20 protein-coding genes are annotated in these 21108 nt (G+C 62.2%); 11 read left to right on the top strand and 9 right to left on the bottom strand.

Annotated features, from left to right (window positions below):
- Positions 1-300: 300 nt before the first annotated feature.
- The 7 genes from HUI96_RS10670 to HUI96_RS10645 form a co-directional block, all read right to left on the bottom strand.
- On the bottom strand, positions 301-1038 hold the full coding sequence (locus HUI96_RS10670; RefSeq protein ID WP_188254641.1) for an ABC transporter ATP-binding protein: 738 nt from the start codon (positions 1036-1038) through the stop codon (positions 301-303).
- Entirely contained in the window at positions 1038-1787 is a 750-nt protein-coding gene (locus HUI96_RS10665) for an ABC transporter ATP-binding protein (protein ID WP_188254640.1), read from the bottom strand. Before HUI96_RS10665 ends, HUI96_RS10670 begins: the two co-directional genes overlap by 1 nt.
- The gene (locus HUI96_RS10660) at positions 1784-2764 is read right to left on the bottom strand and encodes a branched-chain amino acid ABC transporter permease (RefSeq protein WP_188254639.1); all 981 of its coding nucleotides are present in this window, start codon (positions 2762-2764) and stop codon (positions 1784-1786) included. Before HUI96_RS10660 ends, HUI96_RS10665 begins: the two co-directional genes overlap by 4 nt.
- The gene (locus tag HUI96_RS10655; protein WP_188254638.1) at positions 2764-3642 is read right to left on the bottom strand and encodes a branched-chain amino acid ABC transporter permease; all 879 of its coding nucleotides are present in this window, start codon (positions 3640-3642) and stop codon (positions 2764-2766) included. Before HUI96_RS10655 ends, HUI96_RS10660 begins: the two co-directional genes overlap by 1 nt.
- A gap of 70 nt (positions 3643-3712) precedes the next feature.
- On the bottom strand, positions 3713-4849 hold the full coding sequence (locus HUI96_RS10650; protein WP_188254637.1) for an ABC transporter substrate-binding protein: 1137 nt from the start codon (positions 4847-4849) through the stop codon (positions 3713-3715).
- Between the two features lie 345 nt (positions 4850-5194).
- The gene (locus HUI96_RS29860) at positions 5195-5320 is read right to left on the bottom strand and encodes a hypothetical protein (protein ID WP_273033170.1); all 126 of its coding nucleotides are present in this window, start codon (positions 5318-5320) and stop codon (positions 5195-5197) included.
- Positions 5321-5542: 222 nt separating this feature from the next.
- Positions 5543-5842 carry a hypothetical protein gene (locus HUI96_RS10645; protein ID WP_188254636.1) on the bottom strand — a complete coding sequence of 100 codons (300 nt, stop codon included), beginning with the start codon at positions 5840-5842 and terminating at the stop codon, positions 5543-5545.
- A 318-nt stretch (positions 5843-6160) separates the two neighbouring features.
- Here HUI96_RS10645 and HUI96_RS10640 point away from each other — a divergent pair, with 318 nt between their 5' ends.
- The 10 genes from HUI96_RS10640 (at position 6161) to HUI96_RS30045 (ending at position 18098) form a co-directional block, all read left to right on the top strand.
- A complete protein-coding gene (locus tag HUI96_RS10640) occupies positions 6161-7081 on the top strand; it encodes a LysR substrate-binding domain-containing protein (protein ID WP_188254635.1) in 921 nt (306 codons plus the stop codon).
- Between the two features lie 154 nt (positions 7082-7235).
- Positions 7236-9398, top strand: a complete 2163-nt coding sequence (locus HUI96_RS10635; protein WP_188254634.1) for an acetate--CoA ligase family protein — start codon at positions 7236-7238, stop codon at positions 9396-9398.
- Positions 9395-10564: an acyl-CoA dehydrogenase family protein gene (locus tag HUI96_RS10630; RefSeq protein ID WP_188254633.1), complete on the top strand. Its 1170-nt coding sequence runs from the start codon at positions 9395-9397 to the stop codon at positions 10562-10564. The genes HUI96_RS10635 and HUI96_RS10630 overlap by 4 nt, the downstream gene beginning before the upstream one ends.
- Positions 10565-10659: 95 nt before the next feature.
- Positions 10660-11442 (top strand): ABC transporter permease, encoded by a 783-nt coding sequence (locus HUI96_RS10625; RefSeq protein WP_337918267.1) that lies wholly within the window; start codon positions 10660-10662, stop codon positions 11440-11442.
- Complete coding sequence (locus tag HUI96_RS10620; RefSeq protein WP_188254632.1) at positions 11439-12239, top strand: ABC transporter permease; 801 nt, start codon at positions 11439-11441, stop codon at positions 12237-12239. Before HUI96_RS10625 ends, HUI96_RS10620 begins: the two co-directional genes overlap by 4 nt.
- Positions 12236-13306: an ABC transporter ATP-binding protein gene (locus HUI96_RS10615; RefSeq protein ID WP_188254631.1), complete on the top strand. Its 1071-nt coding sequence runs from the start codon at positions 12236-12238 to the stop codon at positions 13304-13306. The genes HUI96_RS10620 and HUI96_RS10615 overlap by 4 nt, the downstream gene beginning before the upstream one ends.
- 19 nt (positions 13307-13325) lie before the next feature.
- Positions 13326-14381, top strand: a complete 1056-nt coding sequence (locus HUI96_RS10610) for an ABC transporter substrate-binding protein (protein WP_188254630.1) — start codon at positions 13326-13328, stop codon at positions 14379-14381.
- Positions 14382-14457: 76 nt separating this feature from the next.
- The gene (locus HUI96_RS10605) at positions 14458-15753 is read left to right on the top strand and encodes an NAD(P)/FAD-dependent oxidoreductase (RefSeq protein WP_188254629.1); all 1296 of its coding nucleotides are present in this window, start codon (positions 14458-14460) and stop codon (positions 15751-15753) included.
- A 20-nt stretch (positions 15754-15773) separates the two neighbouring features.
- Positions 15774-16133 (top strand): cupin domain-containing protein, encoded by a 360-nt coding sequence (locus HUI96_RS10600; protein ID WP_188254628.1) that lies wholly within the window; start codon positions 15774-15776, stop codon positions 16131-16133.
- Positions 16134-16139: 6 nt separating this feature from the next.
- Positions 16140-18098: an FAD-dependent oxidoreductase gene (locus HUI96_RS30045; RefSeq protein WP_188254627.1), complete on the top strand. Its 1959-nt coding sequence runs from the start codon at positions 16140-16142 to the stop codon at positions 18096-18098.
- Positions 18099-18400: 302 nt separating this feature from the next.
- Here HUI96_RS30045 and HUI96_RS10590 read toward each other — a convergent pair whose 3' ends face one another.
- On the bottom strand, positions 18401-18754 hold the full coding sequence (locus tag HUI96_RS10590) for a c-type cytochrome (RefSeq protein ID WP_188254626.1): 354 nt from the start codon (positions 18752-18754) through the stop codon (positions 18401-18403).
- 84 nt (positions 18755-18838) lie between these two features.
- Positions 18839-20095: a PQQ-dependent sugar dehydrogenase gene (locus tag HUI96_RS10585; protein WP_188254625.1), complete on the bottom strand. Its 1257-nt coding sequence runs from the start codon at positions 20093-20095 to the stop codon at positions 18839-18841.
- 624 nt (positions 20096-20719) lie between these two features.
- On the opposite strand from HUI96_RS10585, the gene HUI96_RS10580 reads away from it, so the two are divergent.
- Positions 20720-21088: a hypothetical protein gene (locus HUI96_RS10580; protein ID WP_188254624.1), complete on the top strand. Its 369-nt coding sequence runs from the start codon at positions 20720-20722 to the stop codon at positions 21086-21088.
- The last annotated feature ends 20 nt before the right edge of the window (positions 21089-21108 follow it).

Raw genomic sequence — 21108 nt, 5'->3', positions numbered from 1 at the left:
TGACGTGAGTGCGCCAAAAGCAGCTATGACTTTCCGTCCATGAAGGCAGTCATCGACCGTGACGATCTCGACGTCGATGACGTCCTAGCCCTTCGCAACGCAGGGCCCCTCGGCGGGGGCCCCCTGGCGCAGCGCGATCGAGCCCAGCCGCCGCGCCTTCATCGGATGCTGCGCGCCCCCGCCTGTCGCCGGATCGTGGCTCCACAGGGCAGCCTCCAGCACATCGACCCACCATAGGCGCTGCTGCGGTCACATCAGACAGGGCATTCGCTCAAGCGATTGGCAGGCGCCGAAAGTGCCTCAATCCGCGCCTGCCAAAGCAGCATTTTCGACATGCCCTCCCAGAAAGAGCTGCCCCACGCGTGGGTCGGCCAGAAGTTTTGCCGCCTGATCATGCATGCGCGTCTGGCCGAGTTCGAGAACGAGTCCATAGTCCGACATGGCAAGCGCGGCCTTTGCGTTCTGCTCCACCATGAGGATAGTCACGCCCTGGTCGCGCAGGCGCTGCAGCGTCGCGAAGACCTCCTGCACCAGATTGGGCGACAGGCCGATTGACGGCTCGTCGATCAGGATCAGCTTCGGGTCGAGCAGCAGGGAGCGGGCCACCTCGAGCTGCTTCTGCTGACCGCCGGAGAGCTCGATCGCCTTGCGATTCCTGAACTCGCGTAGCATCGGGAACTGGTCCATCACCGCCTCGATTCGCTGGCGCACCTTTGCCTGATCGGGCGAGGCGATGCCGCCCAACTCGAGGTTGTGATAGACCGAGAGCTGCGGCACCACGTTGCGGCCCTGCGGCACATAGGTGACGCCGTGCGCGATCATCTGGCGTGGCGTCTGCCGGGTCACGTCGCGGCCTTCCAGAAGGATCTGCCCGGAATCGATGTGGAGCAGGCCGAAGATTGCCTTGAACACGGTCGACTTGCCGGCGCCGTTCGGCCCGATGACGGTGGTGATCGATGCCTTCGGAATCGAGAACGAAATGCCATTCAGTATCGTGATCTTGCCGTAGCCGCCGTGGAGATCCTTCACTTCGAGCATCATCCTCCTCCGAGATACGCGTCGATGACGGTCTGGTTGGAACGAATGTCTTCGGGCGTGCCTTCCGCAATGATAGCGCCTTCGGCCAACACGATGATGCGCGTGCACAGGCTCATCACGAACTCCATGTTGTGCTCGATGACCACAAAGGTCGTGCCGTGTTCGGCATTGTAGGCGGTGAGCCGCTCCTTGAGGCTGCCGAGCATGGTCAAGTTCACGCCGCCGGCCGGCTCGTCGAGCAGTACCAAGCTCGGACCGGCCATGAAGGCCATGGCCGCGTCGACCAGCTTCTGCTGTCCGAAGGAGAGCGAGCCGGCGATCGTGTCGCGCAGATGCGTCAGCCGGAAAAAGGCGATCATCTGGTCGGCCGCTTCGGTCAGACCCGCATCGGAGGGTCCGAACAGGCGCGAGGCCATGGTGCCGTGGTGCTCCTGCCCGGCAAGGATGATGTTGTCCAGCACCGTCATTTGCGGGAAGACCGAGAGTTGCTGGAAGGTGCGGCCCACGCCCAGCCTGTTGAGGCTGCTGGCGCGCATGCCGGTCACCGTCTTGCCGTTCACCTCGACCCTGCCGGCATCCGGCGGAAGCTGGCCGAGGATGCAGTTGAACAGCGTTGACTTGCCCGATCCATTGGGGCCGATCAGACCGAGTATCTCGCCCTTCTGTACGTCGAAGGACACGTCGCGCACGGCGCGGATGCCGCCAAAGCTCCTGGAGATGTTGCGGACGGAAAGGACCGGCGCGCTCATTTCAGTTGCGCTCCCTGTTTTAGATCACCTCGCGCCACTCGCTTGCCCCAGAAACGGTCGCGCAGCAGCGCACCGAGCCCGATCAGCCCTTTGGGCGTGAAGACGAGCATGACGATGACGAGGGCGGCGTAGATGATGAGGTAGTAGCCCTCGGTGAAGCGCAGAAATTCGGGAAGGATAATCACTACGCCCGCGCCAAGGAACGGCCCGAAGAAGAAGCCGGCGCCGCCAACAACCACCATCAGCAGGATGCGAAGGGAATGAGCGACGCCGAACGAGGCAGGTTCGATGAATTGAACCAGCGGCGTAACCAGGGCGCCGGCCAGCCCGCCATAAGTGGAGCCGATGGCGAAAGCCAATAGCGTCAGCCTGCGAGTATCGACGCCGAGGCTTTCGGCACGGATCGGGTTTTCGCGCAGCGCCTTGAAGGCGCGGCCCCAAGGTGAACGCACGATCCACCACATAATGACGGCGGCGACGATCGTGATCGTCAGCGTGAAATAATAGAAGTGATGTTGCTTCATGGTGGAGAAGAGGCCAAAGTCCGGCCGCGGCATGCCCACTAGTCCGTAGTTCCCGCCGGTTAGCCATTCCTCATTGCGCAGGATCAGGAAGACCAGGGTGTTGAAGGCGAGCGTGACAAACGCAAGGAAATGCCCCTTCACACGCAGCGCTGGATAGCCGAGCATCAAACCGACGACGAAGCAGAACGACAGCGCGACGGGCAGCGCCAGCATCCAGTGCCAGCCGGCCAGCGTCAGCAGCGCCGTCGTATAGCCGCCGATTGCCATGAAGGAGGCCTGCGCCAGCGAGATCTGGCCGGCATAACCGAGCGTGAGGTTGAGGCCCATCGCAGCGATCGAAAAGATCAGCCAGGAGGTGAGCACGTAGGTGATGTAGTTGCCTTGGCCGACTGGCGCGAGGATCGCGAGGATGATCGCCAGACCGATCAGCGCGGGACGAATCCAGCGGCGCATCAGACCGTCCTCCCCTCGGAAGTGCCCATGATGCCCTGTGGGCGCACGAGGATGACGATGATGAGCAGCACCAGCGGCAACGCGGCGCGATACTCGGCGGTGATGTAGGTCGCCGTGATGTTGTCGAGCACGCCAATCAGCAGACCGCCGACAAGGGCGCCGCGGATCTGGTTGAAGCCGCCGACTATGGCCGCGATGAAGGCGATGAGGCCGAGTGTCTCGCCGTTGGAGAACTTCGCCAAATAGACCGGCGTGATGAGGAAGGAGGCGAGTGCGGCGAGCGCGGCGTTGATCAGGAAGGTGTACATCACCATCCGCTTGACGTTCACGCCGAGGATTTCGGCAACCGCCGGGTTCTGGGCGGCCGCCTGCATTGAGCGACCGGTGCGCGTTCGGTTAAGGAACAGCGTCAGCAGCACCACAACGCCCAGCGAGATGATCAGATTCAGGATGTCCTGCATCGATACCACCGCGCCGAAGATGTTGATCGGGTCGGTCGGGAACATGGCGGGGAAGGGCTGCGCCTCCGCCCCGTAGAATTCCTTCGCGCTCTCCTTGAGCAGGATGCCCAGCGCCATGGTGGCGATAATCAGCGATATGCCGCCCGATGGCAGGATCGGCTCGACGACCAGCTTCTTAAACAACGCACCAATCAGCACCACCGACACAACCAGCGCCAAGGCGAGCGCCAGCCACAGCGGTAGGCCGACCACATGCGTGCCAACCAGCACGAAGAATGCGGGCACCATGACGAATTCGCCCTGCGCGAAGTTGACCGTCTGCGCGGCCTGCCAGACCAGTGTGAAGCCGACCGCGACGAGCGCGTAGATGGAGCCGGTCGCCAGACCGGAGAGCAGGACTTGCAGGAACTGGGACATGTCGTGTCCTTGTTTGAGTGCACACGGCTGCCCGGCGAGCCGGGCAGCCGCGTCTCGCGTGGTGAAGGGATCAGTTTGCCGCAGCCGTGCCGATCACGACGGGCTTGCCATCCTTGACCTGCACCATGAAGCTCGGGCGCGACATCTCGCCAGCTTCGTCCCAGCAGGTGTCGAGCAACATTCGGGGATGCTCGGCGACGTTCAGGCAGAGGTTCTTCATCTTCTCAGCGAACTTGGCGCCGCTGAACTCGCCAACCATCTCGGTCACGTATTTCGTGGCCCACGTGCCGACATAACCCTTGATGGCGTCGTGCGTCGGGTTGCGGTTGAATTTCGCCACGAACTTCTCGTTGAACTCCGCAATTCCGGGTATGTCGGTCGCCGTAGCCGTCACGCCGACATGCGCGATTGCGCCTTCGGCAGCGTTACCTGCAAGTTCGATCACCTTGGCCTCGGTCAGCGTCACCTCGCCGACGAGCGGAATGGAAAGACCCTGCTTCTTGGCTTCGATCAGGAAGCGCGCCGACTCCTCCTGATTCATGTAGACGAACACCGCGTCGGCCCCGGACTCCTTCAGCTTGGAGACGTCGGCGGCGTAGTCGGTCGCACCCTGCTCGGACGGCACATCGGCGACGACCTCGACGCCGGCCTTCTCCATTTCGGCGGCGAAGACGTCGCGGCCGCCCTTGCCGAACTCGTTGTTGACCCAGGCGATGCCGACCTTCTTCGCCTTCAGCGTGTCGATGAAATATGGGACCAGTGCGGGAACGCCCTTTTGCGCGCCGGACGAGGTGCGGAATACGAACGGATTGCCCTTCTGCACGATGGTCGGGGCCTCTGATCCGACGAACTGGGGGATCTCGTTTTGCTGCGCGACCAGCATGTTGACCAGCGTCGAACCCGAGTAGATCGTGCCAAGGATGGCGTATGCTCCCTCGTCGATCGCTTTCTGGACCATCGCGCGCGAAACCTGCGGATCGGTCTGGGTGTCGTACTCGTGAACATCGACCTGCTTGCCGAGGATGCCGCCATCGGCGTTGATCTCCTCCACGGCGATCTTGATGCCGTCACGCCAGTTGGTGCCCGCAGGTGCTCCGGCGCCGGAAAGCTCGGCCACCATGCCGATCTTCACAGCCTGCTGCGCCTGCGCGGCGCCCATCGCCGCGAAGATCGCGGTCGTCACTGCAAGGATAGTTCTGCGATACATAAGGGTCCCCCTCTGCTGACTGGACAAGGCTGGTCCGGCGCCGTCTCCCCCTTGCGCCGCCCGTCCGGTAATCTCTCAAGGAGACGAATGCTGTGGCGAACCGCCCGGTACGCAGACCCCGCATCGTTCGAGCCGAGCAGGAAGTCAACTAGCGTTTCGGCCTGCGCGTCGAACATGCCCGCGCCAGTTATGATACGGCAGGCTCGACGGCGCGTATCCTGAATCAGCCGTGAAACCTCCGGCTTGGTGATCACGCAAGCCACAATGGCGAGGCGTCTAGCCTCGATACATGGACCGGCAGGAGCACCTCCCCGCCCTGCACCTCAATAGACCACGGTGTCCCGGTCAGACGAGCGCCGGGATTTCGCCCGGTGCCGGCGTGTAGGTGAAGCCCTTGATCTGGCGCACGGCCTCTCGGCCGCCGAGCGCATTGATGCGCCGTTCCTGATCAGCGAAAGCTTCCGCCGTCACCGAGGCCGTGTCGCAGATCGCGGCCAGCCGTCGCGCCCCTTCTTCCCACCGTGATCACGGAACAGATCCGTGCGGATGTGGAGAAGCTGCGCCTGTGCCGAGAAGACTAGGTTGTTCAGCGGCGGACCCTTCACCACATTCGTGGTGGCGATGCAGCCCTTCGCCCAGTCACCTGGATAAACGTAGTAGGCCGGCGTGAGCGCCGGATTCTTGAGATAGGGATCAAGGTCCGCCAGATAGCCAGCTACGGTATAGGCGCGCGCCGCGTTCGTACATATCCTTGCCTGAAAGCAGAATGTCGAGCTTCTGATGTACCTGCTGGTCGGTGAGCTTCTCCACCTGAACCTTGATGCCGGTCAGTTCTTCGAACTCGGCGATCTGAGGCAGCACATACGCATCCACCAGCGGGCCAACGTTCATCAGCCCATTGATCATCTGGCCTTCGAATTGCCGCCAGTCGAACTTATGCGCCTTCACCTGCGGCGTGCCGCCGAGAGAAAGCGAGAGCAAGGTCCCGGCCACTAGTTTCGTACAAATCGCATCGTTCTTCCCTCCAACGAATCTCTACAAATTCTATGGGATTAGGAGCATTAGGAAGGAACGAAATTCCAAGCGCTCGGGGGATAATGAAATTTTGACAGGCTGCCACGGACGGCGAGGACGTCCACTCTTCCAGCGAACGGAAAAGCTAGGATCTATGACCGACATGGGGCAAAGCTGCCCCCCACCTTGCGGAGGTCGCAAGTCGGCTATGGGTCCCCTAACGCCTTCCACATCCGGCAAGGACTCCGATCCGCCACGAGCGACATCCAGGCGCGCTACGTGCTAAGGACCTCACTTATGAGTTTGCGCAAATTGCTCCCCTCGCCCAACGCGATCTTCATGTTCGAGGCGGCAGCACGTCATCTCAATTTCACCAGCGCCGCGCGGGAGTTCAATGTCACGCAATCTGCCGTCAGTCGCATGATCGCGCGCCTGGAGAACCACCTCGACGCTCGTCTCTTTCATCGCATCTCCACGGGTATAGAGCTCACCGACGACGGCCGGATCCTGTTCGAGGCCGTCGGCGGCGGCTTCCAGCAGATCCAGGCAGCACTCGACGACATCCGCACGCGCGCCGGCGGTGCGGGCACCGTGACGCTTTCAGCCTCCTCGGCCTTCTCCATGCATTGGTTCATGCCGCGCTTCGACCGTTTCCATGAGAGCCTTCCAGGAATCGACCTGCGCTTCCAACTCGTTCGCGGCGAGCCAACCGGCCCCGTGGAGGATGTCGATTTTGCGATCAGATACAATCAACCGGGCAATGTCGAACTGCACAGTTGGCCGCTCATGGAGGAAGTCGTGCTGCCCGTCTGCAGCCCATCCTACCTCGCCGAGTTCGGCGGCCTGGATGGATGCGCCGACCTGCGGCATCACACCTTCGCTCACCTTCAGGATTCGCCACGGCTGCCCTGGCACCGTTATCTTTCAATTCACGGCTACCCCTCGCCCACCGGCAGCCGCAGCCTGACATTTACGGACTACACCCTCGTGATCCAGACGGCCATCAAGGGGCGCGGTGTCGCGCTCGGCTGGTGGCATGTCGTTGCCCATGAATTGCTGCAAAAAGGGCTGGTTCCTGCCGGCAAAGAGTTCAGGTCGGGAGACTATTACCATCTCGTCGCGACAAAGCGCAGACCGCTCCGCAAATCAGCAATCCTGGTGCGGGATTGGCTGCTGGAGGAAATGACGATGCTGCGGAGGCAGATTCTGGATACCTGAAATCTCGCAAGCTGCGATTTCGATATGACTACAGGTCATGGCCGTCCGACTATTTTGAGCGGTCACAGAGTGCGGCTTCCCGCCTAACCTAGGCAGTGACCTTGCGGTGGTGGGCCGCGGGGCGCAATCGGTTGGGGGGAGAGCCGTAGCGCGCATGACTGCCAGTGCCAGCATCAGAGACACGTCACAATCGGGCGCGGAGCCATCCAAGCCGCATCTGTTGGACGCTCTCCTGAAGCCCGCCTCGATTGCATTCGTGGGGGCATCCGCCAAGGTGAACACACCCGGCAACACCATGCTGCGCGCCGTGACGGCGGACGGCTATTCGGGACGCGTCTATCCCGTGAACCCGAAATACGACCTGATCGAGGGCATGCCCTGCTTCGCCAGCCTGGCGGCTTTGCCTGAGACGGTCGATCACGTCGTTCTCGGCCTCGCCAACGAGTATCTCGAGGAAGGCCTGAAACAGGCGGTTCAGCACGGCGCCAAGGCGGTCACGATCTTCGCCAGCTGCGATCTGACCGATAGGAATGACGACGGGCTTGCGGAGCGTCTCGCGCAGATCGCCCGTGAAGCTGGCGTCATGATCTGTGGCGGGAACGGTATGGGCTTCTGCAACCCACAGATCGGGCTGCGCGTGACCGGCTATGCCTCTCCGCTTCCCATGAAGCCCGGTGGCGTTGCCTTCATTACGCAATCGGGATCGGCATTCAGCGCGTTGGCCTACAATGACCAGCGCCTCAAATTTTCCGTCTGCATCTCCAGCGGGCGCGAACTGACCACCACCGCCGACGACTACATGGACTGGGCGCTCGATCAGCCGAGCACGAAGGTCATCGGCCTCTTCCTGGAAACGGCGCGCGAGCCGGAGCAATTTGCCCGCGCGCTCGCAAAGGCCGATCGTCTCGGCATACCGGTGATCGTCCTGAAGGTGGGGCGTACGGAGATGAGCGCCGCCTTTGCCGCCAGCCACAGCGGCGCGATCGCCGGCGATGACGCGGCCTATGAGGCGCTATTTGCCAGACACGGCGTCATGACAGTCGAGACCCTCGACGATCTCGCAGCCAATCTCCTGCTTTTCTCGGCCGGCAAGCCTGCCGCACCCGGGGGACTCGCTAGCCTTCACGATTCCGGCGGCGAGCGCGAGATGGTCGCCGATCTTGCCATGGCGGCCGGTGTGCGCTTCGCCGATGTCTCGACGGAGACCTTGGAAAGACTGCGGCCGCATCTCGACAGCGGTCTGCAGCCCGCGAACCCGCTCGATGTCTGGGGCTCCGGACGCGACTTCGAGAAGCATGTCGAGGCCTGCATGGACGCGATGCTCGCCGACCCCGACACGGCGATCGGCGTCCTCTTCCAGGATATCCGGGATGGGTCCTACGTTGCCGAAGGTTTTACGCGGGCCCTGATCGCATCCAGCCGCAAGAGCGAGAAGCCGGTCACGGTCGTCTCCAACTATGCCTCGGTCAATCATCGCTCGCTGGCCCTCGCCACGACCGAATCCGGTGTTCCCGTCATAGACGGCACCAACGAAGGCCTGAGCGCGATCAGCAATCTCTTCGCATTCCGCGACAGGCGTCAGCGTAGCCGGACCCTCGTGGATCCGGTCGCCGCCGAGGTGCGTGACCGCTGGCGCCTGAGACTCACCAATGGGGCGCCTTTGGACGAGCTCGAGGGACTAAGGCTGCTCTCGGACTATGGATTGAGCACTGCACGAGCCACGAAGTGCAGCACCGCCGAGGCCGCAACTCACGCCGCAGCCGAACTCGGCTATCCCGTCGCGGTCAAGACGGGCATGCCGGGAATCCAGCACAAGTCCGACGTCGGCGGCGTCAAGCTGGGACTGTCCGACGCCCAGGCGGTCCAGGCGGCCTACGACGATCTCGCGGCGAGACTTGGCCCCGACGTCGTCGTTGCCGAAATGGCGCCCAAGGGTGTCGAGATCGCTCTGGGCCTCGTTCGTGATCCGCAATTCGGCCCCTACATCGTCGTGGCTTCCGGCGGGATATGGATCGAGATCCTCAGAGATCGGGCAGTAGCGCTCCCGCCGCTCTCCCTGGAAGAGGCGCAGGAAATCACCCAGCGCCTGCGGATCCATCCGCTCCTCGAAGGCAGCCGCGGCATGCCGCCGGCCGACATGGCGGCGCTTCATGACGCGATCGTGCGGTTCTCGATGCTCGCCGCCGATCTCGGCGACCTGATCGACGAAATGGACGTCAATCCGATGCTCGTCTCGCACCGCGGGTGCGTCGCCGTCGACGCCCTTGTGGTTGCTCGAAATGCAAACAGCCAACAGCTTAAGGGGGATTTGAAGTGAATTTTGAACTGAGCGCGCGCGAGAAGGAGCTTTCCGCCAAGGCGCGCGAATTCTGCGATCAAGTTCTCGTCCCGCTCGAAATCATCACGGACGAGCATGGCGAGCTGCCGATGGATCGCCGCGAAGCCGTCAAACAAGCGGTTCGCGATTGGGGATTCGCTGGCATCAACCACAGCAAGGAAAATGGTGGGCTCGGCCTCACCATGGTTGAGCAGACTGCGATCGAAGAGCAGCTCGGCCGGGTCACGAATGGACTGTGGAGCTGCGTCTGGCGCCCGCCCGTCAGCCTGAAGTTCGGAACGCAGGCGCAGAAGGACGCGTATCTCAAGCCAGCAAATCAGGGCTATCGGCGCGGTGCCTTCGCCATCTCCGAGGAAGGTGCCGGTTCCGATCCCCGCCAGGTCAAGACCACTGCACATCTGAGGGGCGGGAAGTGGCACATCAACGGCGAGAAGTGGTTCGTCACCTCCTACAACGCCAGCGACTTCGTCATCGTCCATGCACATGTGGACGACGACCCGAACAAGCCGACCCTGTTCCTTGTCGACAAGCCTGCCGAGAAGATGGTGCATCTTCGTTCGCCGACGTTCATGCACAACTTTGCCTTCGATCATGCCGAGCTTCGATTCGACGACCTCGAACTCGATGAAGACAAGATGTTGGGCGAGATCGGCCAGGGTTTTGAACTCACGAAAGACTGGTTCGTGGAGGCGCGGTTGCAGATTGCGTCTCACTCAATCGGTGCGGCCACGCGCGCGGCCGAACTTGCCAACGACTATGCGACCAACCGGCATCAGTTTGATCGCCCGATACGGGATTTCCAGGGAATCGAATTCATGTTGGCCGACATGGCGGTCGAGATTTTTGCGGCGAAATCCGCTCTCTATCGGGTAGCCTGGGAAATCGACAGCGGTGTGGATCGCAAGCAGGTCCATGCCCATGCAAGCGCGCTGAAACTGCATTGCTCCGAAGTTGCCGGTCGGGTCATCGACAAGGCACTGCAGGTGCTGGGCGGTCGCGGCTACATGCGCGAGAACCCGGTCGAGCGGCTTTATCGCGACATTCGCGTGGATCGCATCTGGGAAGGCACCTCGGAAATCCAGCGCGTCGTTATAGGCGGGCAAATCCGCAAACGTGGCCTTAGTGTCTACACGGACGTCACCTAAGAGCCGGTCGACCAACTAGCGGGTAGAGGATGCGGAGCGCTGTGACATCACGCTACAATATGCAAACGGTTCTTCTGCTAGCGCCGGCATTGCTGGTGCTGGCGGCCGTTTTCGTGATCCCGCTCGGCCGCCTCTTCTCCCTTGCATTCACGGATCCCGCGGGCACTTGGGTGCCCTTCCAGACACTCCTGACGAGCCCGGTCTACCGCCAGGTCGTCGCCAATACCCTCGTGGTGGCGCTCGCCGTCACCGCGATCTGCGCCGTCCTGGCCTGGCCGGTGGCCTACGTCCTCAGCCGGCTCAAGGGCGTGTGGTTTGTCATCGCCCTTTATGGTGTCTTGTTTCCGTTCTGGATTTCCGTGCTCGTCCGCACCTTTTCGTGGATGCTGCTTCTCGAGAGGAACGGTCCGCTCAACAGGATGCTGGCCGGGTCCGGCATGACAGACGGGCCGATCGCGCTGCTGTTCAACAACACCGGCGTCATGATCGGCATGGTCCACGTGCTGCTGCCTTACATGATCCTCCCGCTCTACAGCGCAATGACTCGCATAGACCGTCGCCTCTTGCTGGCCAGCGACGGGCTCGGGGCTGGATTGCTGGATACGTTCCGGCGCATTTATCTGCCGCTTTGCCTGCCTGGGCTGGCTGGCGGGGCGACATTCGTGTTCCTGCTTTCGCTCGGCTTCTTCATCACTCCCGCCCTGCTGGGGGGAGCCAATGCGATCACTCTTTCGATGCTCATCGCGAGTTTCGTCAATGATCGGCTCGCGTGGTCGCTCGCCGCGGCCGGTTCGCTGGCCCTGCTGCTGATCGTCCTGCTGATCATGGGTCTGACGGCGAAGATGTTACCGCTTGAGAAGGGGATGTTTGCGAAATGAGCAAATTGCCCCTGTGGCTGCGCATTGGCGGCAACTCGGCCGCCAGCCTCGTCCTCGGCTTCCTCGTCCTGCCGATTCTCGCGGTCGTGCCGGCATCGTTCAACAAGGCGAGTTTCATCTACCTGCCGCCACGCGCCTATTCGGGAGTGTGGTACGAACGCTTCCTGGAGGATGCGGAGTGGCGGACCTCTCTGCTCAACAGTCTGCAGGTGGCAGTCCTCGCAACGGCCATTGCGGTCGTCCTCGGGACGCTCGCCGCCATCGGCCTACGCCGACTCGAAGGTCGCTGGCGGGCGGGCATCACTGCCCTATTCCTTGCACCGATGATCGTGCCTGTCGTGGTGACTGCGGTCGCCCTCTATCGCAGCGCGCTCGACGTCGGACTAAGCGGCTCTATCCTCGGCATGAGTCTGGGGCACATGATCCTGGCCCTGCCCTTCGTCGTCATCAATGTCGGCATTGCGCTTCGGGGCGTCGACGAAAACTGGCTGAAAGCCGCGTCGGGCCTGGGCGGTGGCCCATGGACGGTGTTCCGCACCATCACCTTGCCGAATATCACGCCCGGCATTGTCGGCGGTGCCGTTTTCTCTTTCATCACCTCCTTCGACGAGGTGGTCGTGGCCGTCTTTCTCGCCGGCTACTCAAACAAAACCCTGCCCGTGAAGATCTGGGAGTCGATCCGGCTAGAGTTCACTCCTGTGATCGCCGTGGCAGCAACGATGATGATTGTTCTGGCAATCGTCCTGTTTGCAGTGGCCCAACTTGTCAGCAGCGGGAGGGAGACCCCGACAAAATGAAGAATACAGGACTGCCCCTTCGGCTAGAGGGCGTTTCAAAGCGCTATGGAAAATATACCGCGCTGACGCCGACGGATCTCACCGTCGCCGCCGGGGAATTCCTGACGCTGCTCGGTCCCTCGGGCTCCGGCAAGACGACCCTGCTGAACTTGATCGCCGGTTATCTCGAACCGATGTCGGGCACGATCGAGATCGGCTCGCGCGACGTGACACGTCTTCCCGCGCGGCAGCGAAACATCGGCATGGTCTTCCAGAGCTACGCCTTGTTTCCTCACATGACGGTTGGCCAGAACATCGGATATGGCCTTGCCGTGCGAGGTGTCTCAAAGGCAGAAAGCACGCGCCGCGTGTCGGAGGTTCTCTCGCTCATGCGGCTCGAAGGATACGCAGATCGGCCGATCCAAAAGATGTCCGGCGGCCAGCAGCAGCGGGTTGCGCTCGCCAGGGCCTTGGTCATAGAGCCCGACGTTCTGCTTATGGACGAGCCACTCAGTGCTCTGGACAAGCAGTTGCGCCGTACCGTCCAACTTGAATTGCGCCGACTGCATCAGGAGCACGGCCGCACGACGATTTATGTCACGCACGATCAGGAGGAAGCGCTCGTCCTCTCCGACCGGATCGCTGTGATGGACCAGGGCCGCATACAGCAGCTCGGGACCGTCGACGATATCTATGACAGGCCGGCGAATGCGTTTGTTGCCGGCTTCATCGGAGAATCGAACCTACTCCCGGTCAAAGTAAACGCCGTGGCAGAAGGCAAGGCGACGACTGAGGTCGAAGCCTTCCGACGAACGATTGTGGCTCCCGCCGCACCCGGGGTGGAAGCTGGCCAAACTGCCCGGTTGCTGCTGCGCCCCGAACATTTGCTTCTCAACGAAACCGATGACGGCGTTCCGGCCGAAATCATCGAGGCAGTCTATCTCGGAGAACTGAGCCAGTACGGCCTTGCGCTGGAAAGCGGCCAGGTTCTTACGGCGCGACGGATAACGGATCGTTCGCTTCGAACGGGAATGAAGGTGTCCCTTTCCTGGGATCCAGGTCATGCCCGTGTGGTTCCGGAAAACTAAAGAAGGAGGAAGAAGACCTATGCACAGACGTACATTTCTATTATCAGTTGCGGCCGGAGCGCTGGTCGCGGGCGTGAGCGCGTTTCCCCGCCTAGGGCGCGCGCAGAACCGTCCTTTCACGTTCACATCTTTCGGCGGAGCTCTTTCCGACGCGGAGAAATCCGCCTTCACGGACCCGTTCGCGGAGCTGAAGGGCATTCAGATCGTCAACACTTCCCCGACCGAGACGGCCAAGATCAAGGCCATGGTCGAGGCTGGTGCGGTCGAATGGGATCTCGTCGACGTCGGCGGCCGTACGGTCCGGCAGGGCGATGAAGAAGGCTTTCTCGAGAAACTCGATCTCTCGAAGATTCCGAATGCCGCCAATCTGGAGAAAGGCTGGGTCGCACCCTACGGAATTGCCACATCAACCGGCGCCACGGTCATGGCCTGGTCGACGTCCTCATTCCCTGACGGCGGCCCGGAAAGCTGGGCCGATTTCTGGGACGTCAAGCGCTTCCCTGGACCGCGCGGCCTCTACAAGTATTTCTATTACAACTACGAAGCAGCCCTGCTCGCTGCCGGCGTGAAGCGCGAGGAAATCTATCCGCTGACCCCGGAGAAGGCAGAGATGGCGCTCGGCAAGATCAAGGAGATCAAATCCAGCGTCACGGTCTGGTGGGGAAGCGGAGCGCAGCCACCCCAGCTCCTGTCCTCAGGAGAGCTCGCCCTTTCGTCGGCGTGGAGCGGTCGCGTCCTTGCCGCGAGCCAGGAAGGCGCTCCGGTCGGATACACCTTCAAGGACGGCATCGCCTGGGCGAACTGGTTCGTGATTCCGAAGGGCTCGCCCTATGCCGAACTCGCACATGAGCTGATCGATTTCAGCCTCGCACCCGAGCAACAGGCCAAGCTCCTCGATCTGAAGACCTATGGGCCAGTGCTCGGCTCGGTCACCTCGGACGCCGATGCCGAAACCAGGAAGATCCTGGTCATGACGCCGGAGAATCTGAAGGAAATGCTGATCATTAGCGAGAGTGACGCTCGCAAATATATGCTCGAATACGAAGAGCAGTGGAATCAGCTGATGCTGCAATAAACCGTTGAGCGGTCTCCCGCGCACTCCGACGCGGGAGACCGCTTTCGCGAAGATTACAAGCTGAGAAGCGAACAAGATGGTTCAGCCCCTGCCGGCGAGTCTGTGGGCCGCCACAGCGATTCCTTCACCTTCCAATTCCTCTCTCAATGGCGACCGCGCCGCTGATGTCGCAGTTGTGGGCGCGGGGTATACCGGCCTGAGCGCGGCCCTGCATCTCGCCCAGGCGGGCCAAAAAGTCGTTGTGCTTGAAGCCTCAGAACCAGGCTGGGGCGCATCCGGCCGCAACGGCGGACAGATAATCGCGGGTCTCAAGCACGATCCGGAAAAGCTGAATGCGGCCTTGGGTCAGGATCTCGGATCGCGGATGGCGGACGAGTTCGGCGGCAGCGCTGATCTCGTGTTCTCGCTGATTGAGCGATATGGCATCGACTGTCACGCACGACGCGGCGGCTGGATCCAGGGCGCCCACGGCAAGAAGGTATTTGAGGAGATCGTCATGCCCCGCTGCCGTCAATGGGCGGCACATGGCGTAGGGGCCCGGCTTCTTGATCAAACAGAAATGGCCGCTCTGATCGGATCGAGCAACGACGCCTACTATGGCGGCTGGTTCGACCCGCGCGGCGGCGTGCTCCAGCCGCTCTCCTATGCGCGTGGGCTGGCGAAAGCCGCAATCCAGGAAGGTGCGGAGATAGTCTCCCGGTCCCCCGTCCAGGCGCTGCGACGTAGCGGCGACTCTTGGGAAATCGAGGCTGCTGGCGGCCGCGTTCGCGCAGCCCGCGTCATCCTGGCGACGAATGCCTACACGGACAAGCTGTGGCCCGGTTTGCGACGCACGGTGATCCCGGTCGCCAGTTTCCAGACGGCGACCAGGCCGTTGCCCGTATCCATCCGCGATACGATCCTGCCCGGAGAACAGGGCGTCGCCGACACTAGGCGCCTTCTTCTTTATTTCCGGCTCGATCATGAAGGTCGGCTGGTGATGGGCGGGCGCTCTCCAGTGGATGACGCTCCACGATTCGAGGATGCTCGCACGCTGAAGGCCGCGATCGCGCGCATTTTCCCGCAGGCTGCAGGGATGCCCCTGGAATTCGTGTGGAGCGGAAAGGTCGCCATCACCAAGGATACGATGCCGCACATGCATGTGCTCGCGCCGAATCTTTATGCTGCACTCGGATGCAATGGCCGCGGCGTTGCGGCCTGCACTGTGATTGGCAGGCTTCTGGCGCGGCTCGCGTCTGGCGCGCAACCGGAGGAGATCCCCTTCCCCGTTACGGCGCCGCAGCCCATTCCGCTTCATGCATTTCGCAAGCTAGCCGTATTCACGCTCAGCCAATGGTATCGAGTACTGGACGGCCTTGAGGCGAGAACATGAACCCAAATCGGAGCATCATCATGTCAGGCGCAAAGCACTTTCCGTCCCGCGAGATGCAGTTCGAGCCCTATGGCGGCCCTCCCGGTGAGGCAAAGATCGCGCGGCTCGTCGGACCCGAACTGTCGTCCAGCATGGGTGGCGGGGTGGCGACCTTCGACAAGTGCTCGATTGAGTGGACGGTGCTTTACGACGAACTGATCGTCGTCCTGGAAGGGACCTTCCGCCTGCGCCTCGGCGGCAGCGAGAACAGGACGATCGAGGCCGGCCCCGGTGATGTGATCTGGCTACCCGAAGGCACGCCGCTGCGCTACGAGGGCGACGGCGCGAAGGTATTCTATGCGCTCAGCCCCGTCGACTGGAAATCCCGCCATCAGCTGTGAGGCCCCGTGACCGTCTTCCCGCATCTCTTCTCGCCGCTCCGGATCGGCGGCATGGAAGTCAAGAACCGCATCCTGTCGACCGGCCATGACACGGTCATGGCCCATGACGGGCATGTGACGGAGCGGCTGATCGCCTATCAGGAGGCGCGGGCCAAGGGCGGCGCGGGGCTGATCGTCGTCCAGGTGTCGGGCGTGCACGAGACCGCGCGCTACACCTCGCATGTGTTGATGGCGACGTCGGACGATGCGATCCCCGGCTACCGGGCGCTGGCGGACGCCGTTCACCGGCACGGCGCAAAGATCTGCGGCCAGTTGTTCCACCCGGGGCGCGAGATCATGGAGACGCAGGACGGGACCGCGCCCGTCGCCTATGCGCCCTCGGCCGTGCCGAATTCGCGCTTCCATGTGATGCCGGTGCCGATGTCGCTGAGGATGATCCGCGAGATCGTCTCCGGCTATGGCGATGCGGCTGCAAGGCTGATGCAGGCCGGGTTCGACGGCTGCGAGATCGTCGCCAGCCACGGCTATCTGCCCGCCCAGTTCCTCAACCCCAACGTCAATCGCCGGGACGACGAGTATGGCGGCAGCGTCGAGAACCGGCTGCGCTTCCTGCGTGAGATCGCCGACGACATCCGTAGCAAAACCTCGCCGGAATTCGTGGTCGGCCTCAGGATCACCGGCGAGGAGCACGACAGCCAGACGCTCGACACCGGCGAGGCGCTGACCTTCTGCCAGATGCTCGATCAGGACGGCGTCATCGACTACTTCAACGTGGTTGCAGGCACCTCGGCATCGCTGAAGGGCGCCGTGCACATCGTGCCGCCGATGTATTTTCCCAACGGCTATTCGGCCCCCTTTTCCGCCGCGCTGAAGCAAATCGTCACCAAACCGGTCTTCGTCGCCGGGCGCATCAACCAGCCGCAGACCGCCGAACAGGTGCTCGCCTCCGGACAGGCGGACATGTGCGGCATGACCCGCGCCATGATCTGCGATCCCGAGATGCCCGCCAAGGCGGCCGCGGGCCGGGTCGACGACATCCGCGCCTGCATCGCCTGCAACCAGGCATGCATCGGGCACTTCCACAAAGGCTATCCGATCTCTTGCATCCAGCATCCGGAGACCGGCCGCGAGCTGACGCTTGGCATCAAGACGCCGGCGGCACGGCGCAAGCGCATCATCGTCGCCGGCGGAGGCCCGGCTGGCATGAAGGCTGCCGCGGTATTGGCCGCGCGCGGCCATGAAGTCGTCCTGCATGAGGCTGCGGCCCAACTCGGCGGTCAGGCGAAGCTGGCGCAACTGCTGCCAGGACGGGCCGAGTTCGGCGGCATCGTCACCAATCTTGCCCGCGAAATGGAGCTTGCCGGGGTCACCGTGAAGCGCAATTCGCCGGTGACGCGCGCGCTGGTGGAGGCCGAAGGCGCCGAGGCAGTGGTCATCGCCACCGGCGGCAAGCCGCGCCGACCGCTCATCGAGGGCGGCGAGGACACCCATGTCGTCGATGCGTGGCAGGTGCTGGCCGGGCAGGCGAATGTCGGCGCGAACGTTCTGATCGCCGACTGGAAGGCCGACTGGATCGGCCTCGGCGTCGCCGAGAAGCTGGCACGCGACGGCTGCAACGTCACACTCTGCGTGGAAGGCCTCTTCGCCGGCGAGACCATCCACGGCTATGTGCGCGACACGATGATGGCCAACCTCCATCGCCTGGGCGTCCACGTCGTCGCCTATGCGCGCCTCTACGGCGCTGACGGCTCGACCATCTACATGGAGCACTGCGCCTCGGGCGAGCCAATCATCTTCGAGGGAATCGAGACGCTGGTCGTCTCCCAGGGACACGACCGCGTGGCCGAACTCGAAGCGGAACTGGAGGGATTTGCGGGCGAGGTTCACGTCATCGGCGATGCGCTGACCCCGCGCACGGCCGAGGAAGCCGTGCTCGACGGCCTCAAAGTCGGACGCCTGATCTGAGGTCAAGGGGACATCGAAGTCAGGCAAGGCCCTGTGGACTCTGGGATTCTCCGTGATGACAGAAGGGACCGAGAATTGCAGAAGCTCGCCGAGATTGGCTGCCGGAATTCTTGGAATGGCCGTTAACGAGCCCCGACCCACAAGCTTTGCATAATTTCGGGTTCTCCGAGTCGGTTAAAAAGCCTGGCCCGGTCGGTGAGTAGCGGTGCCTCAAGCCGGATCATCTGCATGTTCCGGAAAGTCTAAAGCATGTCGCGTTTGCCCCCAACTTGCATCGCGCAAGCGGCCGAACTCCGTCATTCCTATTGGCCCGGGATCTTGCCGACCTTGATCTCGATGGCGGCGTAGTAGGCGGCAAGATCCTCAATGTCGCTCTCCGACAGTGCCTGCGCGACGATCGACATCATTTCGCTCTTGAGCGCGCCGGATTTGAACGCCAGAAGCTGCTTGATCAAATATTGCTCGTTCTGGCCGGCGATGTTCGGAGCCTCCGCGATTTTCGCCAGCCCGTCGAGCCCGTGGCAAGTTTCACACTGCTGCGCCTTCTTTCGTCCCGCCAGCACGCCGCCGGCCGCGCCGACGGGAGCAGACGATACCAAGAGGAGCGCCAGGGGAGCCGCGACAAGGATCGCTGGACGTGCCCGTAGAGAAATCATTGAAATCTCCCCGGATCGCAGATGGGCTGACAGAAACGGTTCCGGCCAAGGCCGGAACCGTTTCTCGAAATCACGCCTCGGATATCACTTGCCATCGTACCAGATCCGATAGACGGCCCCAACCAGATCGTCCGAAACAAGCAGGGAACCGTCCCAATATTGCTCGACGTCCACCGGCCGCCCGAGATAGTGGCCATTGTCGTTCCATCCCTCGGCGAAGGGCTTCGAGGGTCCCGCCGCGTGGCCGTCTTCCTTGAGGAACGTCACCATCACACGCGCGCCAACCGGCACGGTGCGGTTCCAGGAACCGTGTTGGGTGGAGAAGATCGCGCCCTTATATTCGGCCGGGAACATGTCGCCCGTATAGAACGTCAATCCGAGGTCGGCCGCATGCGCAACCTGCTCGACTTCGGGGAAAACAACGTCCGCCGGCGGTTCCTCGTCCTTGTACTCATTCGTCCGCACATGGCCGCCGCCATACCACGGGAAGCCGAAATTCTCGCCCTTCTTCTCGACGCGGTTCATTTCGCCCGGAGGAATGTCCTCGCCCATGCCGTCGACCTGATTGTCATTCGACCAAAGCGAATTGTCCTTCGGATTGAAGTCCATTCCGGTGGGATTGCGCATGCCCATTGCATAGACCTCGCGCTCCTTTCCGTCCTGGTTCATTCGGATGATGCCGCCCATCCCGAACTTTTCATAGAGCGCCAACTTCTCCTTGGGCGGCACGTTATAGGGTTGGCCGAGTTCGACATAAAGCTTGTTGTCCGGCCCTACGCGGCACTGGCGGGCCGTGTGATTGAAGCTCTCTTCCTCCTTCGGGATCAGTTGCCCCTCCGGCACGACCTCGCCCACCGCGACGTCCGGGCTCTCATAGAAGAACTCGGCTGCCGGATAACTCAGAATACGGTTCTGCTCGACAATGTAGAGAAATCCGTCCTTCGAGAAGCAGGGCCCGTTCGGGAGCCGTTTGGGCAATGTCGGCGCGAATTCCTTCACCTCGTCGCCGACGCCGCTGCGGGTGCGGTCCGTGACGGCATAAACCTTCGACTTTCGCGTGCCGACAATCGTCACAACCCCCTGCGGCCCGACAGCCATGTGCCGCGCATCCGGCACGAGCGCATAGAGTTCAATGTGAAATCCTTGCGGAACCTTGATCTTCTTCAGGATTTGCCTGACCTTGTCGGCCTGCGGTCCGGTTTGGGGGACTGTCGGCCATTCTCCAGGTGGGGTTATGTGAAATTCTTTCAGCGTCTTCAGATTGTCTGACTGTGCATATGTCGCTGCCGGACACGTCAAGATCGCGGTTGTGGCCAAAGCAGCAAAGAGCGGAACTTTCATCGTTTCCTCCCTTATTCGTGTGACCACCTTCCTTTTTCGGCGCCTGCTCCAAAGGAAGTGAGTGATTTCAGGGAGGGTAATTCTATCGTATTCACGATCCGACAGAGGACACGATGCCTTGAACTGAAATCGCTCCGCCGATTACGAAGCGGTGCAGCCGCTACGCAAGCGATCTGCGGGATGCGGAATGGGGGTCGCGCCGACGATGCCGGCACCAAACCACATCGGCCGCCTGCGTGAGACCGACCTGGGCGAGATCGTCAACGTCCTGCTCTGCATCGCCTGCACCTGTCCGGGATCGTACGCGCGACGGGGAAGTCCTTCGAGGGGCCGTTCGCGCTGCACCTCGCCGTCGAGAACGGCCGGATCACCCGGCACCGACTTTACGAGAACAGCCTATCGATCGCCAAGGCTTGCGCCCCGTGAGGCGTCCCGAATGGCTGCGGCGGCAGGACGACAGAACCACCGCTGAGATGAAACCTAAGACCGTTCATACGGCGGGGCCCAGCTTTGGCCATCATTTCACCTCCAAAAAGCCCCCTCGGGGGCAGGCTTCCGGCTCATTGGTCATATGACTTAGCCAAGTCATCCAGAATGACTATTGAAGGCATGGAAGGACCAGGAATGCGCAAGATAACGATTCCGATAGCTGCCGCCGCCCTTATGTTTGCCGCTGGAGCCAGCGCACAGGAACAGCCGACCCAACCCCCTGCAAGCACCCCCGCCGCCCCGGAAGCGCCGTCCGCCGCACCTAGCATCCAGAGCGTCACGGTTGTCGACGTTACGGAACTGCCGGAAAGCACACAGAGGCAGGTCGACCAGGTGGTGGCGCAAGGCGGAGAGACAGAGCTCCAGAATCTGCGCAGTTCGGTAGACTCGTCACCGCAGGCCAAATCGGCGCTTGAAGCCAAGGGCCTCACATCTGCACATGTCATTGCCGCCAGTATGAGCCAAGACGGCGCACTGACGCTTGTGACCAAGAAGCCCAGCTAAGCGGAAGCCGAGAGCATAGG

It is taken from the genome of Pseudaminobacter soli (ex Zhang et al. 2022) (assembly GCF_014595955.1).
GTDB classification, from domain to species: Bacteria; Pseudomonadota; Alphaproteobacteria; order Rhizobiales; family Rhizobiaceae; genus Kumtagia; species Kumtagia pseudosoli.
This window is presented reverse-complemented; position numbering and strand designations above follow the sequence as displayed.

Coding starts and splice junctions, on each gene's coding strand:
- HUI96_RS10610 (WP_188254630.1), top strand. CDS start 13,326: ATGCACAGACGTACATTTCTATTATCAGTTGCGGCCGGAGCGCTGGTC.
- HUI96_RS10620 (WP_188254632.1), top strand. CDS start 11,439: ATGAGCAAATTGCCCCTGTGGCTGCGCATTGGCGGCAACTCGGCCGCC.
- HUI96_RS10580 (WP_188254624.1), top strand. CDS start 20,720: ATGCGCAAGATAACGATTCCGATAGCTGCCGCCGCCCTTATGTTTGCC.
- HUI96_RS10605 (WP_188254629.1), top strand. CDS start 14,458: ATGGTTCAGCCCCTGCCGGCGAGTCTGTGGGCCGCCACAGCGATTCCT.
- HUI96_RS10655 (WP_188254638.1), bottom strand. CDS start 3,642: ATGTCCCAGTTCCTGCAAGTCCTGCTCTCCGGTCTGGCGACCGGCTCC.
- HUI96_RS10640 (WP_188254635.1), top strand. CDS start 6,161: ATGAGTTTGCGCAAATTGCTCCCCTCGCCCAACGCGATCTTCATGTTC.
- HUI96_RS10650 (WP_188254637.1), bottom strand. CDS start 4,849: ATGTATCGCAGAACTATCCTTGCAGTGACGACCGCGATCTTCGCGGCG.
- HUI96_RS10615 (WP_188254631.1), top strand. CDS start 12,236: ATGAAGAATACAGGACTGCCCCTTCGGCTAGAGGGCGTTTCAAAGCGC.
- HUI96_RS10670 (WP_188254641.1), bottom strand. CDS start 1,038: ATGCTCGAAGTGAAGGATCTCCACGGCGGCTACGGCAAGATCACGATA.
- HUI96_RS10585 (WP_188254625.1), bottom strand. CDS start 20,095: ATGAAAGTTCCGCTCTTTGCTGCTTTGGCCACAACCGCGATCTTGACG.
- HUI96_RS10665 (WP_188254640.1), bottom strand. CDS start 1,787: ATGAGCGCGCCGGTCCTTTCCGTCCGCAACATCTCCAGGAGCTTTGGC.
- HUI96_RS10590 (WP_188254626.1), bottom strand. CDS start 18,754: ATGATTTCTCTACGGGCACGTCCAGCGATCCTTGTCGCGGCTCCCCTG.
- HUI96_RS10600 (WP_188254628.1), top strand. CDS start 15,774: ATGTCAGGCGCAAAGCACTTTCCGTCCCGCGAGATGCAGTTCGAGCCC.
- HUI96_RS10635 (WP_188254634.1), top strand. CDS start 7,236: ATGACTGCCAGTGCCAGCATCAGAGACACGTCACAATCGGGCGCGGAG.
- HUI96_RS10660 (WP_188254639.1), bottom strand. CDS start 2,764: ATGCGCCGCTGGATTCGTCCCGCGCTGATCGGTCTGGCGATCATCCTC.